The 21,189-nt window shown below is 64.0% G+C and carries 19 protein-coding genes; 11 read left to right on the top strand and 8 right to left on the bottom strand.

Annotated features, from left to right (window positions below; genetic code table 11):
* Positions 1-47: 47 nt before the first annotated feature.
* From M2335_RS07225 to efp, 3 genes are read right to left on the bottom strand one after another with little or no spacing between them, the layout of a single operon-like run.
* Positions 48-872, bottom strand: a complete 825-nt coding sequence (locus M2335_RS07225; protein ID WP_181560087.1) for an inositol monophosphatase family protein — start codon at positions 870-872, stop codon at positions 48-50.
* A 49-nt stretch (positions 873-921) separates the two neighbouring features.
* Positions 922-1,284 (bottom strand): hypothetical protein, encoded by a 363-nt coding sequence (locus tag M2335_RS07220; protein ID WP_181560088.1) that lies wholly within the window; start codon positions 1,282-1,284, stop codon positions 922-924.
* Positions 1,284-1,847 (bottom strand): elongation factor P, encoded by a 564-nt coding sequence (gene efp, locus M2335_RS07215; RefSeq protein WP_181560089.1) that lies wholly within the window; start codon positions 1,845-1,847, stop codon positions 1,284-1,286. The genes M2335_RS07220 and efp overlap by 1 nt, the downstream gene beginning before the upstream one ends.
* 199 nt (positions 1,848-2,046) lie before the next feature.
* On the opposite strand from efp, the gene M2335_RS07210 reads away from it, so the two are divergent.
* Positions 2,047-2,295 (top strand): YdcH family protein, encoded by a 249-nt coding sequence (locus M2335_RS07210; RefSeq protein WP_264573161.1) that lies wholly within the window; start codon positions 2,047-2,049, stop codon positions 2,293-2,295.
* 18 nt (positions 2,296-2,313) lie between these two features.
* Here M2335_RS07210 and xrtV read toward each other — a convergent pair whose 3' ends face one another.
* The 3 genes from xrtV to M2335_RS07195 all read right to left on the bottom strand — a co-directional run bounded on the left by xrtV (position 2,314) and on the right by M2335_RS07195 (position 5,330).
* Positions 2,314-3,246: an exosortase V gene (gene xrtV / locus M2335_RS07205; protein ID WP_264594255.1), complete on the bottom strand. Its 933-nt coding sequence runs from the start codon at positions 3,244-3,246 to the stop codon at positions 2,314-2,316.
* An 87-nt stretch (positions 3,247-3,333) separates the two neighbouring features.
* Positions 3,334-4,173 carry a CmcJ/NvfI family oxidoreductase gene (locus M2335_RS07200; RefSeq protein WP_264594254.1) on the bottom strand — a complete coding sequence of 280 codons (840 nt, stop codon included), beginning with the start codon at positions 4,171-4,173 and terminating at the stop codon, positions 3,334-3,336.
* A 149-nt stretch (positions 4,174-4,322) separates the two neighbouring features.
* The gene (locus tag M2335_RS07195) at positions 4,323-5,330 is read right to left on the bottom strand and encodes an acyl-CoA thioesterase (protein WP_264594253.1); all 1,008 of its coding nucleotides are present in this window, start codon (positions 5,328-5,330) and stop codon (positions 4,323-4,325) included.
* Between M2335_RS07195 and M2335_RS07190 the strand changes: the two genes are divergently transcribed.
* From M2335_RS07190 to M2335_RS07175, 4 genes are all read left to right on the top strand, one after another.
* Positions 5,329-5,685 (top strand): DUF952 domain-containing protein, encoded by a 357-nt coding sequence (locus M2335_RS07190; protein ID WP_264578573.1) that lies wholly within the window; start codon positions 5,329-5,331, stop codon positions 5,683-5,685. The genes M2335_RS07195 and M2335_RS07190 overlap by 2 nt on opposite strands.
* Entirely contained in the window at positions 5,682-7,040 is a 1,359-nt protein-coding gene (gene trmFO, locus M2335_RS07185; protein WP_264594252.1) for a methylenetetrahydrofolate--tRNA-(uracil(54)-C(5))-methyltransferase (FADH(2)-oxidizing) TrmFO, read from the top strand. The genes M2335_RS07190 and trmFO overlap by 4 nt, the downstream gene beginning before the upstream one ends.
* Before the next feature lie 95 nt (positions 7,041-7,135).
* The gene (locus M2335_RS07180) at positions 7,136-9,112 is read left to right on the top strand and encodes an alpha/beta hydrolase family protein (RefSeq protein WP_264594251.1); all 1,977 of its coding nucleotides are present in this window, start codon (positions 7,136-7,138) and stop codon (positions 9,110-9,112) included.
* Between the two features lie 27 nt (positions 9,113-9,139).
* The gene (locus M2335_RS07175) at positions 9,140-9,730 is read left to right on the top strand and encodes a MarR family winged helix-turn-helix transcriptional regulator (protein WP_264594250.1); all 591 of its coding nucleotides are present in this window, start codon (positions 9,140-9,142) and stop codon (positions 9,728-9,730) included.
* A gap of 21 nt (positions 9,731-9,751) precedes the next feature.
* Here the strand turns inward: M2335_RS07175 and M2335_RS07170 are convergent, their stop codons facing one another.
* A complete protein-coding gene (locus M2335_RS07170; RefSeq protein ID WP_264594249.1) occupies positions 9,752-11,338 on the bottom strand; it encodes an FAD-binding protein in 1,587 nt (528 codons plus the stop codon).
* A gap of 165 nt (positions 11,339-11,503) precedes the next feature.
* Between M2335_RS07170 and M2335_RS07165 the strand changes: the two genes are divergently transcribed.
* From M2335_RS07165 to M2335_RS07140, 6 genes are all read left to right on the top strand, one after another.
* Positions 11,504-11,797, top strand: coding sequence for a 2Fe-2S iron-sulfur cluster binding domain-containing protein (locus M2335_RS07165; RefSeq protein ID WP_264594248.1), 294 nt, complete (start codon positions 11,504-11,506; stop codon positions 11,795-11,797).
* Positions 11,798-11,951: 154 nt separating this feature from the next.
* Positions 11,952-13,055 carry an aromatic ring-hydroxylating dioxygenase subunit alpha gene (locus tag M2335_RS07160; protein WP_264594247.1) on the top strand — a complete coding sequence of 368 codons (1,104 nt, stop codon included), beginning with the start codon at positions 11,952-11,954 and terminating at the stop codon, positions 13,053-13,055.
* A 202-nt stretch (positions 13,056-13,257) separates the two neighbouring features.
* Entirely contained in the window at positions 13,258-14,343 is a 1,086-nt protein-coding gene (locus M2335_RS07155; protein ID WP_264594246.1) for a TAXI family TRAP transporter solute-binding subunit, read from the top strand.
* Positions 14,344-14,445: 102 nt separating this feature from the next.
* Positions 14,446-15,075 carry a dipeptidyl peptidase 3 gene (locus M2335_RS07150; RefSeq protein ID WP_264594245.1) on the top strand — a complete coding sequence of 210 codons (630 nt, stop codon included), beginning with the start codon at positions 14,446-14,448 and terminating at the stop codon, positions 15,073-15,075.
* A gap of 76 nt (positions 15,076-15,151) precedes the next feature.
* Entirely contained in the window at positions 15,152-16,540 is a 1,389-nt protein-coding gene (locus M2335_RS07145) for an MFS transporter (RefSeq protein ID WP_264594244.1), read from the top strand.
* 12 nt (positions 16,541-16,552) lie between these two features.
* The gene (locus tag M2335_RS07140) at positions 16,553-18,040 is read left to right on the top strand and encodes a carboxylesterase/lipase family protein (RefSeq protein WP_264594243.1); all 1,488 of its coding nucleotides are present in this window, start codon (positions 16,553-16,555) and stop codon (positions 18,038-18,040) included.
* 32 nt (positions 18,041-18,072) lie between these two features.
* Here the strand turns inward: M2335_RS07140 and M2335_RS07135 are convergent, their stop codons facing one another.
* The gene (locus M2335_RS07135) at positions 18,073-20,862 is read right to left on the bottom strand and encodes a M10 family metallopeptidase C-terminal domain-containing protein (protein ID WP_264594242.1); all 2,790 of its coding nucleotides are present in this window, start codon (positions 20,860-20,862) and stop codon (positions 18,073-18,075) included.
* Positions 20,863-21,189: the final 327 nt, after the last annotated feature.

Genomic DNA, 21,189 nt, shown 5'->3' with positions numbered 1-21,189 from the left:
CCGGTAAACGGCGGCAGCGATAGTCGCCGGCGCCGGACCGTTCCGCCTCACATATTGCGCAGCGCGCCTGCGAGCAGCTTGTGGAGCTTGCTGTGGAGCACGTCATTGGCGGCCAGCACCTGGCGACGCTCCACCGGCTCGGCGCCACCCCGGAAGTCGGTGACGAAACCACCGGCCTCGCGCACCAAAAGAATGCCGGCCTGCACGTCCCATGCCGAGAGGCCGCTCTCCCAGAAGCCATCATAGCGCCCGGAAGCCACCCAGGCGAGGTCGAGCGCAGCGGAGCCATAGCGGCGGATGCCCGCGACCGACGGCGCGATGGCACCGAAGATGCGGCTCCATTCAGTGAAATCGCCATGGCCGATGAACGGAATTCCGGTGGCGATCAAAGCCTCGGTCAGATCGCGGCGTGCCGAGACGCGCAGGCGCTGGTCATGCCGCCAGGCGCCACGGGACTTCTCGGCCCAATAGCTCTCGTCCGTGATCGGCTGGTAGATCATGCCGGTCGTCACCTCGCCCCAACCCTGCCCGGAGCGATGCGGCTCCTGCACGGCGATGGAAATGGCGAAATGGGGGATGCCATGCAGGAAGTTGGTGGTGCCATCGAGCGGATCGATCACCCAGCGCGGCTTCATGGGATCGCCGGCGATCTCGCCGCCTTCCTCGAGCAGGAAGCCCCAGTCCGGCCGCGCCTTGCTCAGCTCGGCGACCAGCGTGTCTTCCGCCTTCTTGTCGGCGACGGTCACGAAGTCGGCAGGCCCCTTACGGCTGACCTGAAGATGCTGAACCTCGCCGAAGTCGCGCCGCAGTTGCGGAGCCACCTTGCGGGCCGCGCGCTCGATGACCGTCAGCAGGCCGGAATGGGATACCATATCAATCTGTCTCCTCCGGCGCGGAAGAGCGGCCGGTCAGGGAATGAAATCACTTCTTGGGCGGTGCGACCATCTCGGGCCGCAAACCGCAAACGGCCGCCATGGCGCTGAGCACCTGGGTCGGATTCTTGCGGTCCAGCTTCTTCTCGGTCATCAGCTTGTCGGTATTCTCGCTGATCTTGCTGAACGGATTCCCGTAGGCGCAGGTGAAGAGAATGCTCTTCACCGGCTGCGGAATCTTGTCGGACTGCAGACCGCTGACCATGATGCGGAAATTCTCCGCCGCGTGCTGAAGCTGGGCTTCGCTGGGCTGCCCCGCAGGCCTGGCCGGCTTGGCCTGCGCCAGCAGCGGCGCGGACCAGGCAAGGGACAGGGCCAGCGCGGACCCGGCGACGAGGCGGAGAGCGCGCATCAGTCGGCCCGCTTCACATATTCGCGCTCATACACGTCGACGATGATCCGGGTGCCGGTGGTGATGTGCGGCGGCACCATCACGCGCACGCCATTGTCGAGAATCGCCGGCTTGTAGCTCGCCGATGCGGTCTGCCCTTTCACGACGGCGTCCGCCTCGACCACGGTCGCCTCGACCGTCTCGGGCAGCTGCACGCTGATCGGGCGCTCTTCATACATTTCGAGCATGACCATCATGCCGTCCTGCAGGAAGGCGGCGGCGTCGCCGACGAGATCGTTGGGCAGGTTGATCTGCTCATAGGTCTCCGTGTCCATGAAGACGAGCATGTCGCCCTCGGCATAGAGATACTGGAAATCCTTGGTATCGAGGCGGATGCGCTCGACCGTCTCGGCAGAGCGGAAGCGCACATTGTTCTTGCGCCCGTCGATCAGGTTCTTCAGCTCAACCTGCATATAGGCGCCGCCCTTGCCGGGCTGGGTGTGCTGGATCTTCACGGCGCGCCACAGGCCGCCTTCATATTCGATATTGTTGCCGGGACGAATATCCACGCCGCTGATCTTCATGGGTCGCGCCTGTCTATTTCAAGGATGGAAAGAGCCGGTGCGCCCTCTAGCCGTGTTGACGCGCAACGGCAAGGGGCGCGGGCAATCCCGCCGCCCATGCGCTGGCGGTGGGCGACGAATTGATCTTGCGCAAGGCGCGCTATCGTTCCGTCCGGCACGATCGGATCATTGCAAGCCGGACAAGACCCAGGAGAGCAACATGACCCTTGATACCCGCGAGACGCTCGACGACCTGTTCCCGCATGACCATGAGGTGCTTCACGCCCTGAAGCTGCACAACGCGCATTTCCGCACCCTTGCCGAGCGCCACCACCTGCTCACGCGCCAGATCTACCGGATCGAAACCGACATCGAGCCGGCCTGCGACGAGCATCTGGAGGACCTTAAAAAGGAGAGGCTAGCGATCCTGGACGACATCTCGACCCTGATCGCCCAACAGCGGAGCTGAGGCACGCCGCGCCCGGCCTTAGGGCTGGGCGGGCTCGGCCGCTGGCTTTAAGACAGGATCGCTCTTGCTGCCCTTCAGGCGCGGGAACAGCAGCCCGAAGAGATGATCGATCGCGAATATGGTGATCAGCGCGGTCATGAACATGGTCAGTCCCGCAAAATCATGCAGGAAGCCCTGCGCCGCTGCCTCGCCGCCATGATAGGTCAGCAGCACAAGCAGTACGATCCGCACGAAATTGGCGAACACGGCGACCGGCACGATCGCCACGATCATCAGCAGCGCGTAGCGCACATTGGCGTGGTGGCGCAGATACACATAAAATAGCGAGATGGCCGAGAGCGAGATGAGCGAGTTGAGGCCCGCGCAGGCCTCCGCGACAAGCAGCTGATACTGGCCGACCTGAATGGTGACGCCCGACGAGGCGACTGGATAACCGACCAGATAGAGGAAGCCGACGGCGGATTCGGAGAGCATGATCTTGAGCGGATTGGTGACCATGGCCACCAGCGTCTCGGGCGGCGGCAGCACGAACAGCAGGTAGATAAGCGGGAACCAGAGCCGCTTGAGCGCCTCCCAGCCGATGGCGCTGAACAGCGCCGCAACGACCAGGCCATACATGAGAAAGCCCTCTGTCTCGACGATGTTGCTGACCCGCGAGACGAAGTAGAGCGGGAGCAGAATCGCAAAGGCGATGGCAATCGGAAGTCCCGGCGCAGGCCGCGCGACGGCCGCGGCATTCTGCCATTCCCGCCACAGCAGCCACAGGCCGGTGGCCAGCACGATGGGACCATGCGCGCCCTGCTCCGTCGACCAGCTTTCCCGCGCGACGAGCAGCAGCGTCGGAACGAGCACCGCGAGGATACCCGCCCCCAGAACAGGGTTGGCCATCAACCAGTTCAGCAGCTCGAAACGGGTTTTCTTTTCGGTAATCACAGGTGCATTCGTCGCCATTGGAACTCTCAGCTCTTTGACCTGCGCCTAACCCGAGCAAGGTTAAGAGCTGATGATGATACGGTCAGCCATCGGGATAATTTTGGTTTACGGTAATTTACCTTTACCGCGATCCCCGGCCTCTCGCCAATAGGCAATGGCGCGCGCCTCGACGCTGACGCGCGGCGGCGCCTCGTCGTCGCACAGCGGATCATCGAACGCGACGTGCGGCACGCAGCGGGCGACGCCTGCGCGGCTGTCATGCGTCTTGAAGATGATCGCCTCGTCCGTCGTCATATCGGGAAACCACAGCCAGCGATGCGCCGGATCGTGCGCGACGACATAGCCCTCGAAGCTCCAGTTGCCCGAGGGACTGTCGAAAATCGCATCGGCCAGCAGCAGTTCCTGGCCGGTGACCGACCGCGCATCGCAGATCGCCAGCGGCACATCCTGCGGGGCGGGCGAAAGAACGCGCCAGACATTGTAATGCGCGGCCCGAACAATGTCCCCCTCTGCGGGCTGACGCTGCGCCGAAAAACCGCGCGCCGTCGCGTCGCTGACATCGACATGGGCAAAGCGCGCGGGATGGCTGTTATCGCTGCTGCCGGCCTTGCCGGAGCGTTCCGAAAAGCGCAGGATCGGCGGACCGGTGACGATCACCACATCCGCCCCCGTCTCGCGCAGCAGCAGCGCTTCGATCTCCTTGGCATAAGCCGGGAAATTGGCCTTGTCGGCAAAGTCGGTGACCGCCGTGGGCGCCTCAACCAGCGCTACGCCGGCCGTGTCGAGACCGAGCACCTCATGCCGTCCGTCGCTGGCGGCCATGCCGTGCTCCTCGATCACCACCGTGTCCCGGCTGTGATCGTTCGCATAATAACGCGGCCGTTCGTCGGTGCGTGCGACATAGTTGATCGTCACAGAGGGCCGATCAGCCCGAATTCTGGTCATCCACTCCTCCGTTCCGCCCGGGGTGTGCCTTTGTCAGGCCCGGATCAATAGTGCTTTCGGCGATGAACTTTGCCGTCAGCGCGGCTCCAACGCAACGGATGTCCTGATGACATGGAATATTGGGGGCCGACAGTCCAAAGGCGCGCGCATCACTCGGCCTCGCGGAAGCGGATCAGCCCTTCCTGCGCCACGCTGGCCACGAGGCGACCGTCCCGCGCATAAAAATGCCCGCGCGCGAAGCCCCGACCATGCCCCGCCCAGGGACTGTCCGTGACGTAAAGCAGCCAGTCGCCGCACTCCACATCGTCGTGGAACCAGACGCTGTGATCGATGCTGGCACTGGCCACCCCGGGGCTGCCGATGTGCAGGCCGTGCGGCCGGTAGGCCGTTGCCAGCAGCAGCATGTCGCTGATGAACCCCAGCATCGCCCGCTGCATGGGCTGCTCAAGGCTGAGCGGCCCCTCCCCTACGCGCATCCAGCACAGCTGCGGCGCGGGATCGTGCGTCTTGATGATGCCGGATTGGATATCGCCCACCGGACGGAAGCGGACCGGGCTGTTGCGCCCGGCGATCCAGCGCAGCACCGGGCCGGCCGGGAGTTCATGCTGCTCGATGAGATCGCCGAGATCCTTGAGATCATCGGGGTCCGGCACCGGCGGCATGTCGCTCTGGTGCGCCGGGCCGCGTTCGGCCTTATGGAAGGACGCGATCATGTTGAAGATCGGCTTCTCCTGCTGCCAGGCCACGATCCGCCGGTTCGAGAAGGCGCGGCCATCCATGTCCGCGTCCACCTGATAGTCGATAGGATAGTCCTCACTGCCCGGGCGCATGAAATAGCAGTGCAGCGAATGCACGGGCCGGTCCGCCGCCACCGTCTTGGCCGCGGCCGCCAGCGCCTGGCCGACCACCTGCCCGCCATAGACGCGCCCTGCCCCGCCGGGCTTGCGATGGCCGAGGAAATGCCCGGGCTCTCCCGCCGGCTCGACATCGAGCAGGCGGATAAGCCCTGCGGTGAGCATGGACATGGGCGTGGCGTCGCTCGACATGAAGAGCATATCCCGTTCTGTTTCAATCGATTCACCGGTTGGAATGCCCGTGTTTCCCGCCTCAAGGCAAGCGCTGGACGGCGCCCCGCCCATGCCGTAGCGTCGTTTCATGACAGAACTCTTCGCCTTCAAGCTGTTGCGCCCCGAGGAATGGTCGGCATGGCGCGACTCAGGTGTTTTTACCGGCGCGCCGGTCGATCTGGCCGATGGCTACATCCACCTTTCCGCCCGCGAACAGGTGCGGGAAACGGCAGCCAAATGGTTTGCCGATATCGATCCGGCCATCCTCGTCATGGTCGATCTGCCGCCGCTGGGCGACACCCTGCGCTGGGAAGTTTCGCGCGGCGGCGCTCTGTTCCCGCACGTCTATGGGCCGATCCCGATGAGCGCGGTTGCCGGTCACAGCAAGCTGCGGCTAGGGGCGGACGGGAAACATGCATTCCCGGCAGGATTTGAAGGACCATGACCCATCAGGTGCACATCATCGGCGGCGGCCTTGCCGGCAGCGAGGCGGCGTGGCAGCTCGCCCAGGCCGGCGTGCGCGTACGCCTCTCCGAGATGCGGGGCAGCGGAGAGCAGACCCCTGCGCATGAGACCGATGCACTGGCCGAGATGGTCTGCTCCAACAGCTTCCGTTCGGACGATGCCAACAGCAATGCCGTCGGCCTGCTCCATCAGGAAATGCGCGCGCTCGGCTCGCTCATCATGGCGCAGGCGGACAAGTGCAAGCTGCCAGCGGGCTCCGCGCTGGCGGTGGACCGGGACATTTTCGCGCAGGGCGTGACCGCTGCTATCGAAGCGCATCCGCTGATCGAGCTGGTGCGCGAGCGCGTTGATGGCATTCCGGCGGAGGGCCCGACGATCATTGCCACCGGCCCGCTCACCGCCGCGCCCTTGGCCGAGGCGATCGCGCGGACGACCGGCAAGGACCAACTCGCCTTCTTCGACGCGATCGCGCCCATCGTCCATGGCGACAGCATCGACATGTCGATCGCGTGGAAAGCGAGCCGCTGGGACAAGGGCTCGCCCGACGGCGACGGCAAGGATTATATCAACTGCCCCATGGACAAGGATCAGTACGACGCCTTCGTCCAGGGTCTGCTCGATGGTCCCAAGACCGAGTTCAAGCAGTGGGAGAAGGACACGCCTTACTTCGATGGCTGTATGCCGATTGAGGTGATGGCCGAGCGCGGGCGGGAGACGCTGCGCCACGGGCCGATGAAGCCGGTCGGTCTCGATAATCCCCGCACGGGCCGCTGGCCCTATGCCGTCGTGCAGCTGCGGCAGGACAATGCGCTAGGCACACTGTGGAACATGGTCGGCTTCCAGACGAAACTCAAATATGAGGCGCAAGTCGCTCTGTTCAGGACGATTCCCGCGCTTGAGAACGCACAGTTCGCGCGGCTGGGCGGGCTGCATCGCAACACCTTCATCAAGAGCCCGGACCTGCTGGACGATCGCCTGCGCCTGCGTGCCATGCCGCATGTCCGCTTCGCCGGGCAGATCACCGGCTGCGAAGGCTATGTGGAAAGCGCCGCTGTCGGCCTGCTCGCTGGCCTGTTCTGCGCGGCGGACTTGGGCGGACGCGACATGCCTCTCCCCCCGCCCCAGACGGCGCTGGGCGCCCTGCTCGGCCACATCACCGGCGGCGCCGATGCGGAGAGCTACCAGCCGATGAACGTCAACTTCGGCCTCTTCCCGCCCATCGAGGACGAGAGCGTGCGCAAGAAGCAGCGCAAACAGGCCTATACCGACCGGGCGCGCGAGGCGCTGGCGGGGTGGAAGGCGAGCGCGATCCCCGCTCTCGCAATCTCGGCCTGACGTCACGAAGCCGCATTTGACGGTTGCCCGTCGCACCACGATTACTTAGCTGGACCTTGGGGGCCAACGATGGCTCGTGGTTCGTGGGGGACATCATGGGGAGCACATCCGGCTCGGGGTTCCGCGCCGCAGCATATGCGATCATCGCAGCAGCATTGTTACCGATCCTGTCACCGCAAATAGCGGCGGGGTCCACCGAAAATGCGCCTGCTGCCGCTCGTGCGCCACTACCAACCGAAGCATTCGCCGCCCTGCCGTTCGTGGAGAAGGCGACGCTTTCCCCCGATGGAACGCATATCGCCGGACTGTTCGCGGTGAACGGCGGCCAGATGATCACGATCCTGCCGGTCGCTGGCGATCGCGCCAACATGCTGCGCTTCGCTGTGCCGGATCTGACGGAAGTGGCGTGGATACGCTGGGTCGGCAACGACCACATCCTGGTCGGCGTTTACGCGCTCGCGCCGGTCGAAGGCAGTGATTGGTATGTCTCACGTCTGCTTTCCGTCAACCGGACAACAGGAAAGATCACCCATCTCATGTGGGATTCCGGCGGCCAGGATGCCGCCAGCGTCATCTGGGCTCCGACCGACGGCAGAACCGAGATCCTGGTAGCGGCCCAGGACAGCATCTACACCAATTATCCCGGCTTTTGGCCGTCCGTCTATCGGCTGAACGTGGCGAACGGCCGCAGGGTGGTCGTCGAAAAAGGCCGGACCAATGTGTTCGACTGGGGAGCGGATTCTCAGGGCCGCGTGCGTATGGCCATCAGTTATAATGATCTGACAGTCCATTCGCGCCTCCTCTATCGCGCGGAGAAGAACGACGTGCTTCGCACGATCGACACGGCCAATCTGGGCGCGGACGAAGACCTCACCGTGCCTTTCTATTTTGTGCCCGGCAGCGACAATGGCTATGTGCTGAAAGCCGGCGACGCCGGTCATCGCGGTGTCTTCGAGGTGGACCTGAGCACCGGCAAGACCCTGCGCACCATCTTCGATGCGAAAGCCGTGGACGATGTAATCCTCGCTCCAGACGATTCCAGCCTGCTCGGCGTGCGGACGACCAGCGACGACGCCCCCTTTCATTGGTTCGATGCTCAACTGAAGGCCTATCAGGAGAAGCTGCAGCAGGCCGCGCCGGGCACGGATGTCGAAATCCTCAGCATGAGCGCCGACCGCAAAAAGATGCTTGTGCGCTTCGGCACGCCTGACAATCCCGGGCTGCTATATTATTTCGACCCGGACAACGGCAATCTGGCGAAGCTCGCGGAGATGAACAGCCGCATCGGGACCAAAAGGCTCGCGCGCTCCCGCTACGTCCAATACAAGGCGCACGACGGGCTGGAAATCGAAGGCGTGCTCACCATGCCGCGGGGAAAAGCGGGCACGAACCTGCCGTTCATCGTGATGCCCCACGGCGGCCCCTGGGCGCACGACACGCTGACCTATGACTATTGGGTCCAGTTTCTGGCCGAGCGGGGCTATGCCGTCCTGCAACCGAATTTTCGCGGATCGACCGGCTATGGCGATGCGTTTGAGAAAGCCGGCGAGGGCCAGATGGGCCTCGCGATGCAGGATGATGTGACCGACGGCGTGCTCTGGGCCGTCAAGGAGGGCATTGCCGACCCCAAGCGTGTGTGCATCGTAGGCGCCTCTTATGGCGGCTATGCGGCCATGTGGGGCATCGCAAAAGATCCGGACTTTTATCGCTGCGCTATTTCCATCAACGGGGTCTCGAACGTCCGAAAGGAGGTCAACGACTTCGGCGGCAAGTTGCGTACCAGACTTTATCGGGGTCAGTGGCAGAGGATGTCTGCGGACTTCAGGGGCATCTCACCGGTTTACGCCGTCGATAAGATCAAAACGCCCTTATTGCTGATCCACGGGAAGAAGGACGTGACGGTGGATCACGCCCAGTCAGCACGAATGCATTCTGCCATGACCAGCGCGGGCAAACAGGTCGAATTCGTCTCCGTCCCGCTTGCAGACCACTATTTCACGCGCGAAGCGGATCGATTGACGCTCCTGCGCGCGATGGAGGATTTCCTCGCCAAGCATAATCCTGCGGACTGAGCCGCTACGAACGCTTATGAAGCGCCGATGACCTCCCGCCCGCGCTCGACAGGACCAGACACGACACGCTCCTCACAGAGCCTTGCGCACCTTCGTGCGGAGAGTGAGGCGCATCGGCTGGATGCGGCAGTGGATGCGCTTATCGGGGAGTGGCAGGCCGTCATTCCGGCGCTGGATTCCGATGTGCGGGCGATTGCGGCGCGGGTCGCGCGGATCGATGATCGGTTGCGCGCGGAGACGGCCGCGGTGCTCAAGGCGTCGGGGCTATCCGATAATGAGTTTCGTCTGCTGGCGGGCCTGATGCGCATCGGGGCGCCGTATCGCGCGGCGCCGACCGACCTCGCCGGGCGCTATGTGCCGGTAACCTCGGGCGGGCTGACCGGGCTGGCGCGGCGGCTGGAACAGCGCGGCCTGATCCGCCGCGTCTCACATGCCAGCGATCAGCGCTCGTTGCTCATCGAACTCACGCCCGACGGCATCGCGCTGGCCGGGCAGACGATGGCTGCCTTTACCGCGACGGAGCAGCGCCTGATGGGCAGCCTTTCGCAGGCAGACCGGCAGCGCTGCAATGCCATCCTGCGCAAGCTGCTCCATTCGATCGAGGCCGCGCTGCCCTGAACGCAGGCGACCCGGCGCCAGTCAGGCGTCGGCGAGTTCGACCACCGGGATGGTATCGACGGCCACCGCGCCATCGCCTGCGTTCGCGAGGCGGACGTGGCGCACCCAGGCAGGGTCTTCCTGCGGGAAATCGGTGCGCCCATGGCCGCTGCGCGTCTCCTCGCGGGCGAGCTTGGCAGTCGCCACCAGTTCGGCGGTGAGCGCGAGATTGCGCAGTTCCTCGGCGGCGACCAGATCGGACTGATCGATATCGGTCGCGGCGATGCGCTGGATCTCCTGAAATTTGGCGATGGCATCGGTCAACTGGGTGCGGTTGGAGACCACGCCGACCTGCGCCCACATGATCTCGCGCACCCTCTCGAACAGGGCGACAGGATCCTGCCAGCCCGCGCTCCGCGCCAGCCGCGCTGCCTCGGTCGCCACCGCAGCGGCATCGAGCGCGGGCAAGTCAGTCGTCTTCGCCAGCTGCGCCGCACTCTGTCCGGCGATGCGGCCGAAGGTCTGCGTCTCCAAGAAGCCGCAGCCCTGCATCCGGTCGCCGCCATGAATGCCCCCGGACGCCTCGCCTGCGGCATACAGGCCCGGCACCGCCGTCGCAGCGGTCACATCGATGCGCGCGCCGCCCATCAGGCGCTGGAACATGAGGGTGATCTCCACGATCTGCCCGCCTTCATAATTGCCAACCGGCGCGCGCGAGCGGGCGACCTGCCCGTCCTCGACATGCCAGACGACCGGCCCGCGCCCTTCGAAATTCTCGGTATAGACGGCGCGCGCCATCATGTAGCGCGGGGCGCATTCCATATTCTCGGGATCATATTTCTCCATGATCCGCTCGCCGAGCGCATTCACATAGGCGGCGCCGTAGATCGGCCCGGCGGGCGGCGAATCGCGGAACTGAACGAATTCCATGTCGATCAGCGGCGCGCCGGCATGGAAGGCGAGGCTGTAGGAATCGCCCGTGGTGCGGCTGCCATGCTCGACCACTTCGTCGCAAAGCTTGGTGTAGAGACGGTTCACTCCGCCCGAGGCGAGCACGACAGCCTTGGCGCGGATGATGAAATGCTCGCCATCTGGCCCGACCGCATATGCCCCCACGACCGCCCCATCACTGAGCAGAAGGCGGGTGATCATCGTCCCTTCCTGCAGCGTCACACCGGCATCGATCAGGCCGGTGCGCATGGGCGCGATGACGTTGGCGTGCTTGCCCTTGCCCAGGCCCTGCGCCTGCAAGGTCCGGCGCACCGAATGGCCGGCGCGGCGGGAGATGAACCAGCTTCCATCCGCATTGCGGATGAAGGGCACGCCCCGCTTTTCCATATCTTCGGCCAGAAAGCGCCCATGCTCTGCGCATTGCGCCACCAGATCGCGATCGCAAATGCCGCCGCTGGCCTTGGCCCAATCTTCCACGAACAGCGCGGAGCTATCCGCCTCATCCAGCAGCGGCACGCTGAAGCCGACCAGCGCGTGCGGGCTCGAGCCGCTATCGCCGACCGTGCCCTTGTCCACCAGCATGACGGCCACGCCCGCCGCCGCGGCCTCCAGCGCCGCGCGCGTCGCCGCGGAGCCGCCGCCGATCACCAGAACATCCGTCACCATTTCGCGGGCCACTGCGCATCTCCTAAAACCATCATGGGGGCACCGAGCGCAGCAATGGCGCGTCCGGTGAGTTGCCCTGAGGGTATTTTCGCCCTTGCTGCCTGTCAATATATCTTAGCACTAAGATATTTCTGGCGTATGACGGACGGGTGGAAAGCATGATAGAGACTGCCGGTCGTGACTGAAAAACAACCCCTCCCCGATGGCACCATCGTCGTCGAACTGGCCCGTTCTGGCCTGGAACTCACCGTGGCGCCGGGCCAGTCGATCCTTGAGGCGGTGCGCGAGGCCGGGGTTCCGGCCAGTTCAAGCTGCGAACAGGGCACTTGCGGCGCCTGCGCAACGGAAGTGCTCGCCGGGACGCCCGAGCATTTCGACGCGGTGCTGACACCGCAGGAGAAGCGCGAGGGGAAGATGATGATGATCTGCTGCTCGGGCGCGCTGACCGAGCGGCTGGTGCTGGACCTTTGAGCGGCCAACCGGGCGACTTGCCGGATGACAGCGGATATCTCGTATGATATACATAATCGTCTACCAATGATTCAGGAGAGGTTTGCTGCGCCCGTCTCCTGGTTCTGTTGCGGGAGCCCCGGCTGCCGCGATCAAAATATTGATGGAGTGGTGAGTGCTCTCGATCCTGAAAAACACCTGGTACGCCGCAGCCTATTCCCATGAACTCGGCGAAGGCACGCTAGCCCGCACGCTGATCGACCAGAAGGCCGTGCTGTTCCGCGACAGCCATGGCGAGGCGGCTATGATCCTCAATCGCTGTCCGCACCGCTTTGCGCCGCTCTCCGCCGGCCGGATCATCGATGACACGCTGGAATGCCCCTATCACGGGCTGCGCTTCAACCGGGATGGCGAATGCGTGCTCAATCCGCACAGCAAGACCAAGGCCGGCCTGCCCGCTGCGAACATTCGCGCCTGGCCCCTGCTGGAGCGCTACGGCATCATCTGGTTCTGGCCCGGCGACCCCGCAAAGGCCGACCCGGCGCTGCTGCCGGTCATCGATTTCCTCGAACAGCCCGATGACTATGCCGTGGTGCGCGGGCTGTTGCATGTAAAGGGCCATTACGAGCTGGTGGTGGATAATCTGCTCGACCTCAGTCACGCCGCCTTCATCCACCCGCAGTTCAGCGGGGGCAATTACACGCCAGAGCAATTGCTCGCCGCCACCACGCAGCGGCTGGAGCGTGGCGATCGCTGGATCACCAATCATCGCATCCGCAGCGGCCTTGGCCCCTCCTCGGCGCATGTCGGCCTGTTCGGCATGGACCCCAAGGTTGTCGTGGAGACCGACACCACCATGACCTGGCATCCGCCGGCGATGCTGGACTTCAAGCTCGGCAGTTGGGAGGTCGGACAGCCGCGCGAGAGCGGCGCGCATATCCCGCAACTCCACATCATCACGCCGGAGACCGAGTTCACCTCCCATTATTTCTTCGTCAACGGCCGCAATCGCCGTCGCGATGAGCCGGAGGTCGACCAAGCCCTGCTCGATTTCTTCGATATGGCTTTCCGCCAGCAGGACGAGCCGATGATCGAGATGGTTCAGGAGAATATGGGCGCGGTCAGCGACATCAACGAGTTGAACCCGATCCTGCTTGCGACGGATACGGCGCCGGTTTCCGCGCGCCGCATGTTGGCCGATCTCATCGCCCGCGAACGCGCCGAGGAGGCCTCCGCTTCCCTGAATGCTCCGCGCGCACCCGCAGAGATGGCGCACTGAGGCCCTCGCGCACCCGCAGGTCAAATATTAGAAAGCGCGCGACCACATGGCATTGACGGCGTCAGATTAGTATACTATTTTTTATATTGTTTGCTGCCTGGCCGAAGCTTTCCAGAGAAGAAAGCGGGGTTGGACCAGCCGCTGCCTGTCCCGCACGTCTCGCGACGCATCGGATCGGGCGCCTGAAGGGAGACGGTCTTCAATGCGCATGCTGCTATCTGCAATCGCCCTGGCCCTGGCCGGCCTCACGCTGGCCATGCCGGCCCGCGCGGCAGAGCCGGAAAAGATCGTCGACTCAAGCTGGACCGATGTCGGCAAGACCGGTTACGCCACAAAGCGCCTCGTCCTCGCCTCCGCCTGCCCGGAAGCCTGCCCCTGGGGCGAACTGGGCGAGTTCGTCCGCGATGCGATGGCGCCGGAAGGCTATGAGATCATCCTCTGCCGCAATTGCAACCGCACCGAAGGGCCGCGTCTAGTCGGCAAGGCAGCCCTGCCCCCGCCGCTTAAGGAGGGCGATGTGCGCCACGGCACCACCCAGCGGATCAATGCCTCCATCGACTTTGGCATCACCGAGGCATCGATGATGACCTGGGCTTACCGCGGCCAATATATCTACGCCAAGGACGGTCCCTACCCCGCCCTACGCCTGATCGCGCGGATCGAGGACCCAACCTATCTGCTGGTCGCGGTCAAGCCGGAACTTGGCATCAAAAGCCTTGCTGAAATTCGCGAACGCAAGCTGCCGGTGCGCATTCTCACCGATGGCCAGCCGAGCGAGGCGCCCGTGCTCGCTTATTACGGCCTCGACAAGGCCAGCGTGGAGAGCTGGGGCGGCTCGATCCAGAGCCCGCACGACGTGACGGCCGAGACGCCGTTCGATGTGGTTATCTCCAGTCTTGCCAGCCCGGCGAACAATCCTGAATCCTCCTTCTGGACGACGCTGACCGTCGCGCACAAACTCCGCTTCCTCGATCTGCCGGACGACCTGCTCGACAAGATGGTCAAGGAGGCGGACATGGTCCGCACCACCGCCCGCTGGGGCGTGCTGCGCGGCGTGGATCGCGCGATCAAGACGGTCGGACGGTCCGGCGAAGTCGTGTTCGGTCGCGCCGATATGCCAGACGACATCGCCTATGCCGCCGCACGCGGCATCGATCGGGCACGCGGCGAGCTAAAATGGTTTGTGCGGCCCTATTCCATCGATCCGCGCACGGTCGGCGACGGCAAGGGTGTCCCGCTGCATCCCGGCGCGGCGCGCTATTATCGGGAGATGGGCTACATCGACTGATCGGGCGGCTCGCAAGCGCCGGACATGACATAACATGCGTATGACACCACCAACGACACAGGGCGAACGACCCCAAGGCGCTCGCCAGCAGAAAGAAGCACGATGCCCTCGTCACCCAAGCCGCTGACCACTGGCTTCATCGTTCCGGCCGCGCTGAGCGGCGCCATCGGCCTCTATCTGGCGGTCGGCAAGTTCGACACGTTCATGTTCTTCGGCTTCCCGATCCTTGCCGGCATCGTAGGCGCGCTGATCCTGCGGCGGCTGGACCCGAAGCGCACGACGGCGGACCATGTGACCGATGCGATGCGCATCTATTTCGGCCTGCATCTCATCTGGTCGTCCTCGCGCTACTGGCTGACGGACATGCAGCCGGTCGTGCCCCACCCCATCGGCGGACCGTTCATCCAGTCGCTGCTCGATATGGGCCTCTTCCCGGGCATCAAGGCCATGGAGGGCCTTGTCGGCATCGTGTTGCTGACCAACCGGTTCGTGCCGCTAATGCTGGTGCTGCAGGTGCCGACCAGCTTCACGATCTTCTACCTCAACGCCATCGTCGTCGGCCTGCCGCGCCAGCTCATCACAGGACCGCTGGAGATCGGCGTGAACTGCGCGCTGCTGCTGGCCTATTTCCGCTATTACCAGCCTTTCCTGACCGCGCGCGCCTACGCCGCGCCACCGCGCTTCATGGGCGAGAGCGCCCTCGACACGCAGGAGCCGCCCCGCCCCCTTTGAAACCGTCCGCCGTGAGCGCGCGACACCAGAATCGCCCCCGGCCACAGACCAACGCCTGACACGGAGAGAGAGCAGCATGGCATCCTTCACCCCAGCAGCCGGCACGGCACTGCCAGCCGAGCCCAGCGGCGCGGCGTCAGCTGTGGTATCGCATGATCTGGGCACGGCCATTGACAATGCGGCGTGGAGCCCGTTCCAGAAGCTGCTGCTCGGCTGTTTCGCGCTGGTCTTCGCGGTCGACGGGCTGGCCAACCAGTCTCTCGGCATCGTGCTGCCGGCCCTGATCGCGGATTGGGGCATTCCCCGTGGGGCGTTCGCGCCGGTGACGGCCGCCAATCTGGCCGGCGTCGCATTGGGCTCGATCATCGGCGGGATCATGGGCGACCGGATCGGCCGCCGCTGGGCCTTGATCGTTGCCATCCTCCTGTTCGGCCTGATGACGGTGGCAGGTGGCTTCACGCATGACGCCACGCAGTTGCTGCTCGTGCGCTTCCTCGATGGCCTTGGCATCGGCGCGGCGATCCCCAATGGCGCCGCGCTCATCTCTGAATTCACGCCGGAAAAGCGCCGGGGCCGCGCCATTGCCATCGGCATGGTGTTCATTCCCATTGGCGGCATCATCGCCGGCGGGCTCGGCGCCTCGGTGCTGGAGATGTTCGGATGGCGGACCCTGTTCTTCGTCGCAGGCGCCCTGCCAATCCTGCTGGCCCTCGCCTTCATCGTCTTCCTGCCGGAATCGCCGAGCTTCCTGCTGCGCGCCGGCCGGCATGAAGATCTGGCGCGACTGCTCATGCGTTGCCGCATCTCGCATGACCCGGCCCATCGCTTCGATGCACCGCCGCCAGCCAGCACGGTCATCGCGCCGCTGCGGCTGCTGCTCTCGCCGGCGCTGCGCCACCAGACCCTGCTGCTCTGGGGCGGGTTCTTCACCTGCCTGATGGCCTCCTACACCATCTTCAGCTGGGTCCCGACGATGCTGAGCACGCTGGGGTTCGATCTCACCATGACCAGCCTCGGCATCACCACCTTCCATATGGGCGGCGTGGTCGGCGCGTTGTTCAGCGGCATTTTGCTCGATCGCACCGGATTCAGCCGCGCGCATATGGCCCTGGCCGGCGCCGCTGCCCTCCTCGCAGGCGTACTCGCCGTGCTGCTCGGCAGTGATGTGGTCTCGGCGCTCATCATCCTGCCGGTGATGGTCGCGCTCGGCTTCTGCATGGCAGGGCTGCACAACACACTCTACACGCTGGCTGCCACGGCCTACCCAACGGCCGCGCGGGCGACCGGCGTAGGCGTCGCCTCCGCCACCGGGCGGCTGGGCGCGGTGCTCAGCTCGTTCACCGGCGTCATTTCGCTCGATCTGGGCGGCTCCTTTGCCTTCTTCGCCGTCGTCGCCGTGCTGCTCGCTCTATGCGGCCTGGCCGGATTTGCCGCCCGCGCCCGCCCCTTGGCCAGTGCGGCCTGAACGGAGATTCCCATGAAGACGATCCCTCTGCTGCGCCGTCGCGCGCTTGCCGCACTCCTCCTCGCCGGAACTGCCGCCCCGCTGGCCGCCGACACCGGCGCCGCGCCGCAGGTGACGATCCGTCAGGGCGCACTGAAAGGTGCCGAAGCGGACGGCGTGCGCAAGTTCCTCAACATCCCGTTCGGCGCATCGACCGCCGGCGAGCGGCGCTGGAAAGTCCCGCTCGCGGCCTCCGGTTGGAGCGGCCTGCGCGATGCAACCCAGTTCGGCCCGATCTGCCCGCAATGGCGCCCGCCGGTCGACCAGCGGCCGATGAGCGAGGACTGCCTTTCGGTAAATGTCTGGGCGCCGGCCGATCACAAAGGCCCGCTGCCGGTGATGGTGTGGATCTACGGCGGCGGCTTCCTGGGCGGATCCAACCGCGAGCCGGCGTATGACGGCACTGCGCTCGCGAAAATGGGTGTGGTGCTGGTTACTCTCAATTACCGCGTCGGCCCGCTCGGCTTCATGGCACATCCTGGCCTTACCGCCGAAGCGCCCTACAAGGCCTCGGGCAATTACGGCATTCTCGACCAGATCGAGGGGCTGAAATGGGTGCGCGATAACATCGCGGCCTTTGGCGGCGATCCGGGCAACGTCACCGTGTTCGGCGAGTCCGCCGGCAGCACCGCGATCAGCATCCTGCAGGCTTCGCCCCTGGCCAAGGGATTGTTCCACCGCGCGATTGGCGAGAGCACGTCCCAGTTCGATCCCGATGGCGGGCTCGTCGGTCGCAAGGACATGCGCGAGGCGGAGGCTTATGGCGCGGACTTTGGCCGCAAGCTTGGCGGCGAAACAGTCGCGCAGCTCCGCGCGCTGCCAATGGACGCCTTCACCAAGGAACTGGCCTTCTTCTGGCCCACCGAGCGTGACGGCTATGTGCTGCCGGACATCGTCTACAACATTTTCGCGGCGGGCAAGCAGAACGACGTGCCCACGCTGGTCGGCTCCAACTCCATGGAGGGATCAAACATCCGCAAGGATTGGGTGCAGCGGTCGGACACGAATGGCGCGGCTTACGACCGGATTTACGGAGCATCCAAGGACCAATTGGGCCAATCTTCGACCGATGCCGTCCAATGGCAGATGCGCAGCTGGGCCAAGCTTCAAGCCAAGACCGGTAAGTCCGGCGCGTGGCTCTACTGGTTCGATCAGCCTTGGCCCGGCAAGCCGGAAATGGGCGCCTTCCATTCAGCGGAGATCGTCTATGTCTTCCGCAACCTGCAGGTCGAGGATCAGCCGTGGACGCCTGAGGATCACAAGCTCTCGGACCTTGTCTCGCATTATTGGGTGAACTTCGCGCGCACAGGCAATCCCAACGGCCCCGGACTGCCGGAATGGCCTCAATACGACGACGCGACACCCCAATTGATGCGCCTCTCCCCGCAGCCGGCCGTCATCGGCACCCCGCGCGCAGAGGCGCAGGCCTTCCTCGACAGCTATTTCGATGCGCGACGCTAGCGATCCGCGTCCGGCGGCTGCGCCGGATCGGGTCAGAGGACCGCAAAAGATGTGGCTGTGATCGACTGCGGCTTGCTGAGCAGGATCGCGAAATCGATCAGCTCGTTTGCTTCGTCACGGTAACTGAGCGTTCCGCTGCCGGTATCGTAAATGACGAACAGGTCGGGATCCGCAGACTGGGTTGAATAACCGAAGTGACCGCTCAGATCGCTGAGGTTGCTGAGCCGGTCAAAAATGCTCTTGTCGAGCGCGATGACGTCACCCGCGCTGACAGAAAAGTCGCTAATTCGGTCGACATTGCTCGGCCCCAGCGCGGTGTTGAAGACGAACTGATCGGCTGCGCCGCCCCCGGTCAGCAGGTTGGAGACATGGTTGCCGATGATCGTGTCGCGGCCTCCCCCGCCGACCGCATTTTCGATCACCGCACCCGCCGCGATCGTATATCCTCCGGATATGGCAAGATTCCGCGATACATAAAGTGTGGGGTCGACGCCGGCCGTGAGCGGATAGGCATTGAGGTTGATGACGCAGTTGAGCGAACTGCCCGCATTGCTGATCGTGTCCACGCCCCCCGCATCCCAGATGCATGCCCAGCCCGTACCCGACTTGCTGGCGGTGGGCAGCGTGTAGACGTCGTTACCGGTGCGGTATGAGAGATTGGCGCCATAGATCGCCTGTATCGCAGCAACATCGAAGACCATCGGCGTCTTCGACAAGCCCCATGCGTAACTGTTTGGCGGCGCCTTCACATCCCAGCCGAAATTGTAGGACATGATAGTCCAGATGCCCTGATTCAGGTCCAGCGTCCCGAGCGCATAGGCATCATTGGCCGCTACGCCCGGAAATTGGGTCTGCGTGACGCCGTTGATGGTATCCGTGAAGGGGTGGCCTAGGCCAAGGGCATGGCCAAGCTCATGCACCAGCGTGTCGAACGCGAGGCCGCCTTCGCTCAGATTCTGCCAATAGGATATTTCATAGTTGAAGCGGCCGACCTGCGTGGCATTGTATCCGCCGAAGGGAATGGTGAAGTCGGCCAGAATTCCAGGCTCGGTCCAGGTCGAAGCGGGCGATTTTTCGAGAGCGATATTCGCGCCGCCCGCCGCTTCGCCATAGTCGTCCGTCTCCTGAAAGTCCAAATTCGCGATATTCTCATAGAGAGCCAGTGCCGATCGCACGGCGCTCTTCTCACTTTCCGACCAGACCGAAGCGCCCGAGCCGGCGGAGAAAGAATAAGTGATGATGCCACCGGACCAGCCGGCCTCGCCGATAATCAGAGCGTCGACATACTCACTGCCATAGCCGGAGGCCGCCACATCGTTGGTCGTGTAGGCTTGTGCATTGATCTGCAGCGGAACGGTGGTGCTTGAAAGATTACCCGCGTCATCGCTGACGGTGGCCGTAAATGCCTCCGCCCCGATGCCGAATGACACGATGTCCGCGTGCGTGAGATTGACGGCCCATGCCCCGGCGGCATCCACCGTCACAACCCGCTGTTCAGAGGCCCCGAAGGTGATGGCGACCTTGCTGCCGGCTGTGCCTGTTCCGTGCAGACTGGTCGCGCCCTGCTGAAGGACAGAAGCGCCAGCCACCGGACTCGTCACGAGGTTGATGATCGCCCCCGTCGACGGGTTGATCGAACTCGCGATCGGATCGAGAAAGCCCGATATCACAGGCGCCACCGGCGGCGTGGAATCGATGGTCAGGACAGTCTCACTGTGCCCGGCTTCGGACAGGTTCCCTGCCGCATCGCGCTGCCGGACCTGAACCTGCTCGGCCGCATAGGTTCCCGCAGCAAGGCTGAAGGTCTCCCCCTCGCCCTTGAGCCAGGTCTGTCCGCCGTCGATACTGTATGTCCAGGATGCTCCCGCCTCCAGAAGCGTGACCAGAATATGGCCGTCATTGGTCAGGCCGTCGGTCTGGGATGTCCCGTTATCGTTGGCCAGCGATAGCCGGGGCGCCACGGGTGCGACCAGATCGACGAACACGCTCGGATCAAAGCCGGCGAGATCCGCTAGAGCGACGTTGGCATCCGCCTTCACCCCCTGGCCGGCCACCTGCGAGCGCACAGCCCCATCGGCGAACACCAGCAGATCGTTGAGCGCGCCGCCGCTGGATGCCACGACGATCGTCTCGACGTGCCCGTTCACAGTGCGGGTGAGCGTCAGGCGCGCGCCGGTGAGGGTCTTGGTGTAGTCGGCCCATTGTCCCCGGAAGTAAACCACATCCACGCCGCCGCCGAGCGAGGCAGCGTCGATCGTGGTTCCCTCGGCGATGTACACCCTATCGACACCGGCACTGCCGAGGATCTGGAACGCGACGCCCGGCTTCGAAGCGGCGACAGTCTCACCAGCAGGGTTGAAGCATCCGATCTTCACTATGGCGTCCAGAACGGCACCGGGCGCGGCCGCGCCTTGAGGGGCTAGTGAGGTTTCGCCCGTCGGCACTGGAACGGCCGTTCCTTCTGCAACATGCGTGTAGAGGGCGTTCACGCTCACGCTGCCATCTGAAAACACCAGCACATCGGGTGCGGTCGTCGCGTTGGCGCCTGCCACATGGACGGTCTCCACTTTACCGTCCACCGTCCGCGTCAGGATCAGCGTCGCGTTATTGCGACTCAGCGTGTAATCGGAGAGCTGACCTTCGACATAAATGCGGTCCGCTCCGCCTCCCGTATTCAGAACATAGCTCGCCCCGGGGCGGACAAAAACGGCATCGATCAATGAGGAGCCGAGAAACTGGATGTCCTGACCATCCAACGCCAATCCACCATATGTCACAATGAAATCGATAAACGCGAGGCCATCACCTCCGTTCTTCATCATGATGTATTTAGAGGTCGTCATTGAAATCCAGGTCGGTTAAGATCGTTATATTAAATTAACAATCGTTAAATAAAATATTTGATTTATACTTCGACTTCAGCTCTCTCGGACGCACCGAATTCCGCAAAATTGTAGAGACAGTCATTTACATACATTGACTTTACATTTCAGGAAATAGACCATTATTTCCGTCGCGCTTGTCAATAAGCGCAATCACCGCCACGCTAAGGGTGGGTTGCGGCGCTTTCGGAAAGCGGCAGGAAGCTGATTAGCGGGGGTGTCATCGTCAGATCGGCGAACCAAGCTGCCGCGATGGGCTCCAGCACC

It is taken from the genome of Sphingobium sp. B12D2B (assembly GCF_025961775.1).
Classification (GTDB): domain Bacteria; phylum Pseudomonadota; class Alphaproteobacteria; order Sphingomonadales; family Sphingomonadaceae; genus Sphingobium.
The sequence above is the reverse complement of the archived record's forward strand: the minus strand, read 5'-3'. Positions and strand labels throughout refer to the sequence as shown.

What these genes read in the sequence shown, in the direction of transcription:
- M2335_RS07225 (WP_181560087.1), bottom strand. Translation starts at nt 872, where the DNA reads ATGGTATCCCATTCCGGCCTGCTGACGGTCATCGAGCGCGCGGCCCGC.
- M2335_RS07220 (WP_181560088.1), bottom strand. Translation starts at nt 1,284, where the DNA reads ATGCGCGCTCTCCGCCTCGTCGCCGGGTCCGCGCTGGCCCTGTCCCTT.
- efp (WP_181560089.1), bottom strand. Translation starts at nt 1,847, where the DNA reads ATGAAGATCAGCGGCGTGGATATTCGTCCCGGCAACAATATCGAATAT.
- M2335_RS07210 (WP_264573161.1), top strand. Translation starts at nt 2,047, where the DNA reads ATGACCCTTGATACCCGCGAGACGCTCGACGACCTGTTCCCGCATGAC.
- xrtV (WP_264594255.1), bottom strand. Translation starts at nt 3,246, where the DNA reads ATGGCGACGAATGCACCTGTGATTACCGAAAAGAAAACCCGTTTCGAG.
- M2335_RS07200 (WP_264594254.1), bottom strand. Translation starts at nt 4,173, where the DNA reads ATGACCAGAATTCGGGCTGATCGGCCCTCTGTGACGATCAACTATGTC.
- M2335_RS07190 (WP_264578573.1), top strand. Translation starts at nt 5,329, where the DNA reads ATGACAGAACTCTTCGCCTTCAAGCTGTTGCGCCCCGAGGAATGGTCG.
- M2335_RS07195 (WP_264594253.1), bottom strand. Translation starts at nt 5,330, where the DNA reads ATGAAACGACGCTACGGCATGGGCGGGGCGCCGTCCAGCGCTTGCCTT.
- trmFO (WP_264594252.1), top strand. Translation starts at nt 5,682, where the DNA reads ATGACCCATCAGGTGCACATCATCGGCGGCGGCCTTGCCGGCAGCGAG.
- M2335_RS07180 (WP_264594251.1), top strand. Translation starts at nt 7,136, where the DNA reads ATGGGGAGCACATCCGGCTCGGGGTTCCGCGCCGCAGCATATGCGATC.
- M2335_RS07175 (WP_264594250.1), top strand. Translation starts at nt 9,140, where the DNA reads ATGACCTCCCGCCCGCGCTCGACAGGACCAGACACGACACGCTCCTCA.
- M2335_RS07155 (WP_264594246.1), top strand. Translation starts at nt 13,258, where the DNA reads ATGCGCATGCTGCTATCTGCAATCGCCCTGGCCCTGGCCGGCCTCACG.
- M2335_RS07150 (WP_264594245.1), top strand. Translation starts at nt 14,446, where the DNA reads ATGCCCTCGTCACCCAAGCCGCTGACCACTGGCTTCATCGTTCCGGCC.
- M2335_RS07145 (WP_264594244.1), top strand. Translation starts at nt 15,152, where the DNA reads ATGGCATCCTTCACCCCAGCAGCCGGCACGGCACTGCCAGCCGAGCCC.
- M2335_RS07140 (WP_264594243.1), top strand. Translation starts at nt 16,553, where the DNA reads ATGAAGACGATCCCTCTGCTGCGCCGTCGCGCGCTTGCCGCACTCCTC.
- M2335_RS07135 (WP_264594242.1), bottom strand. Translation starts at nt 20,862, where the DNA reads ATGATGAAGAACGGAGGTGATGGCCTCGCGTTTATCGATTTCATTGTG.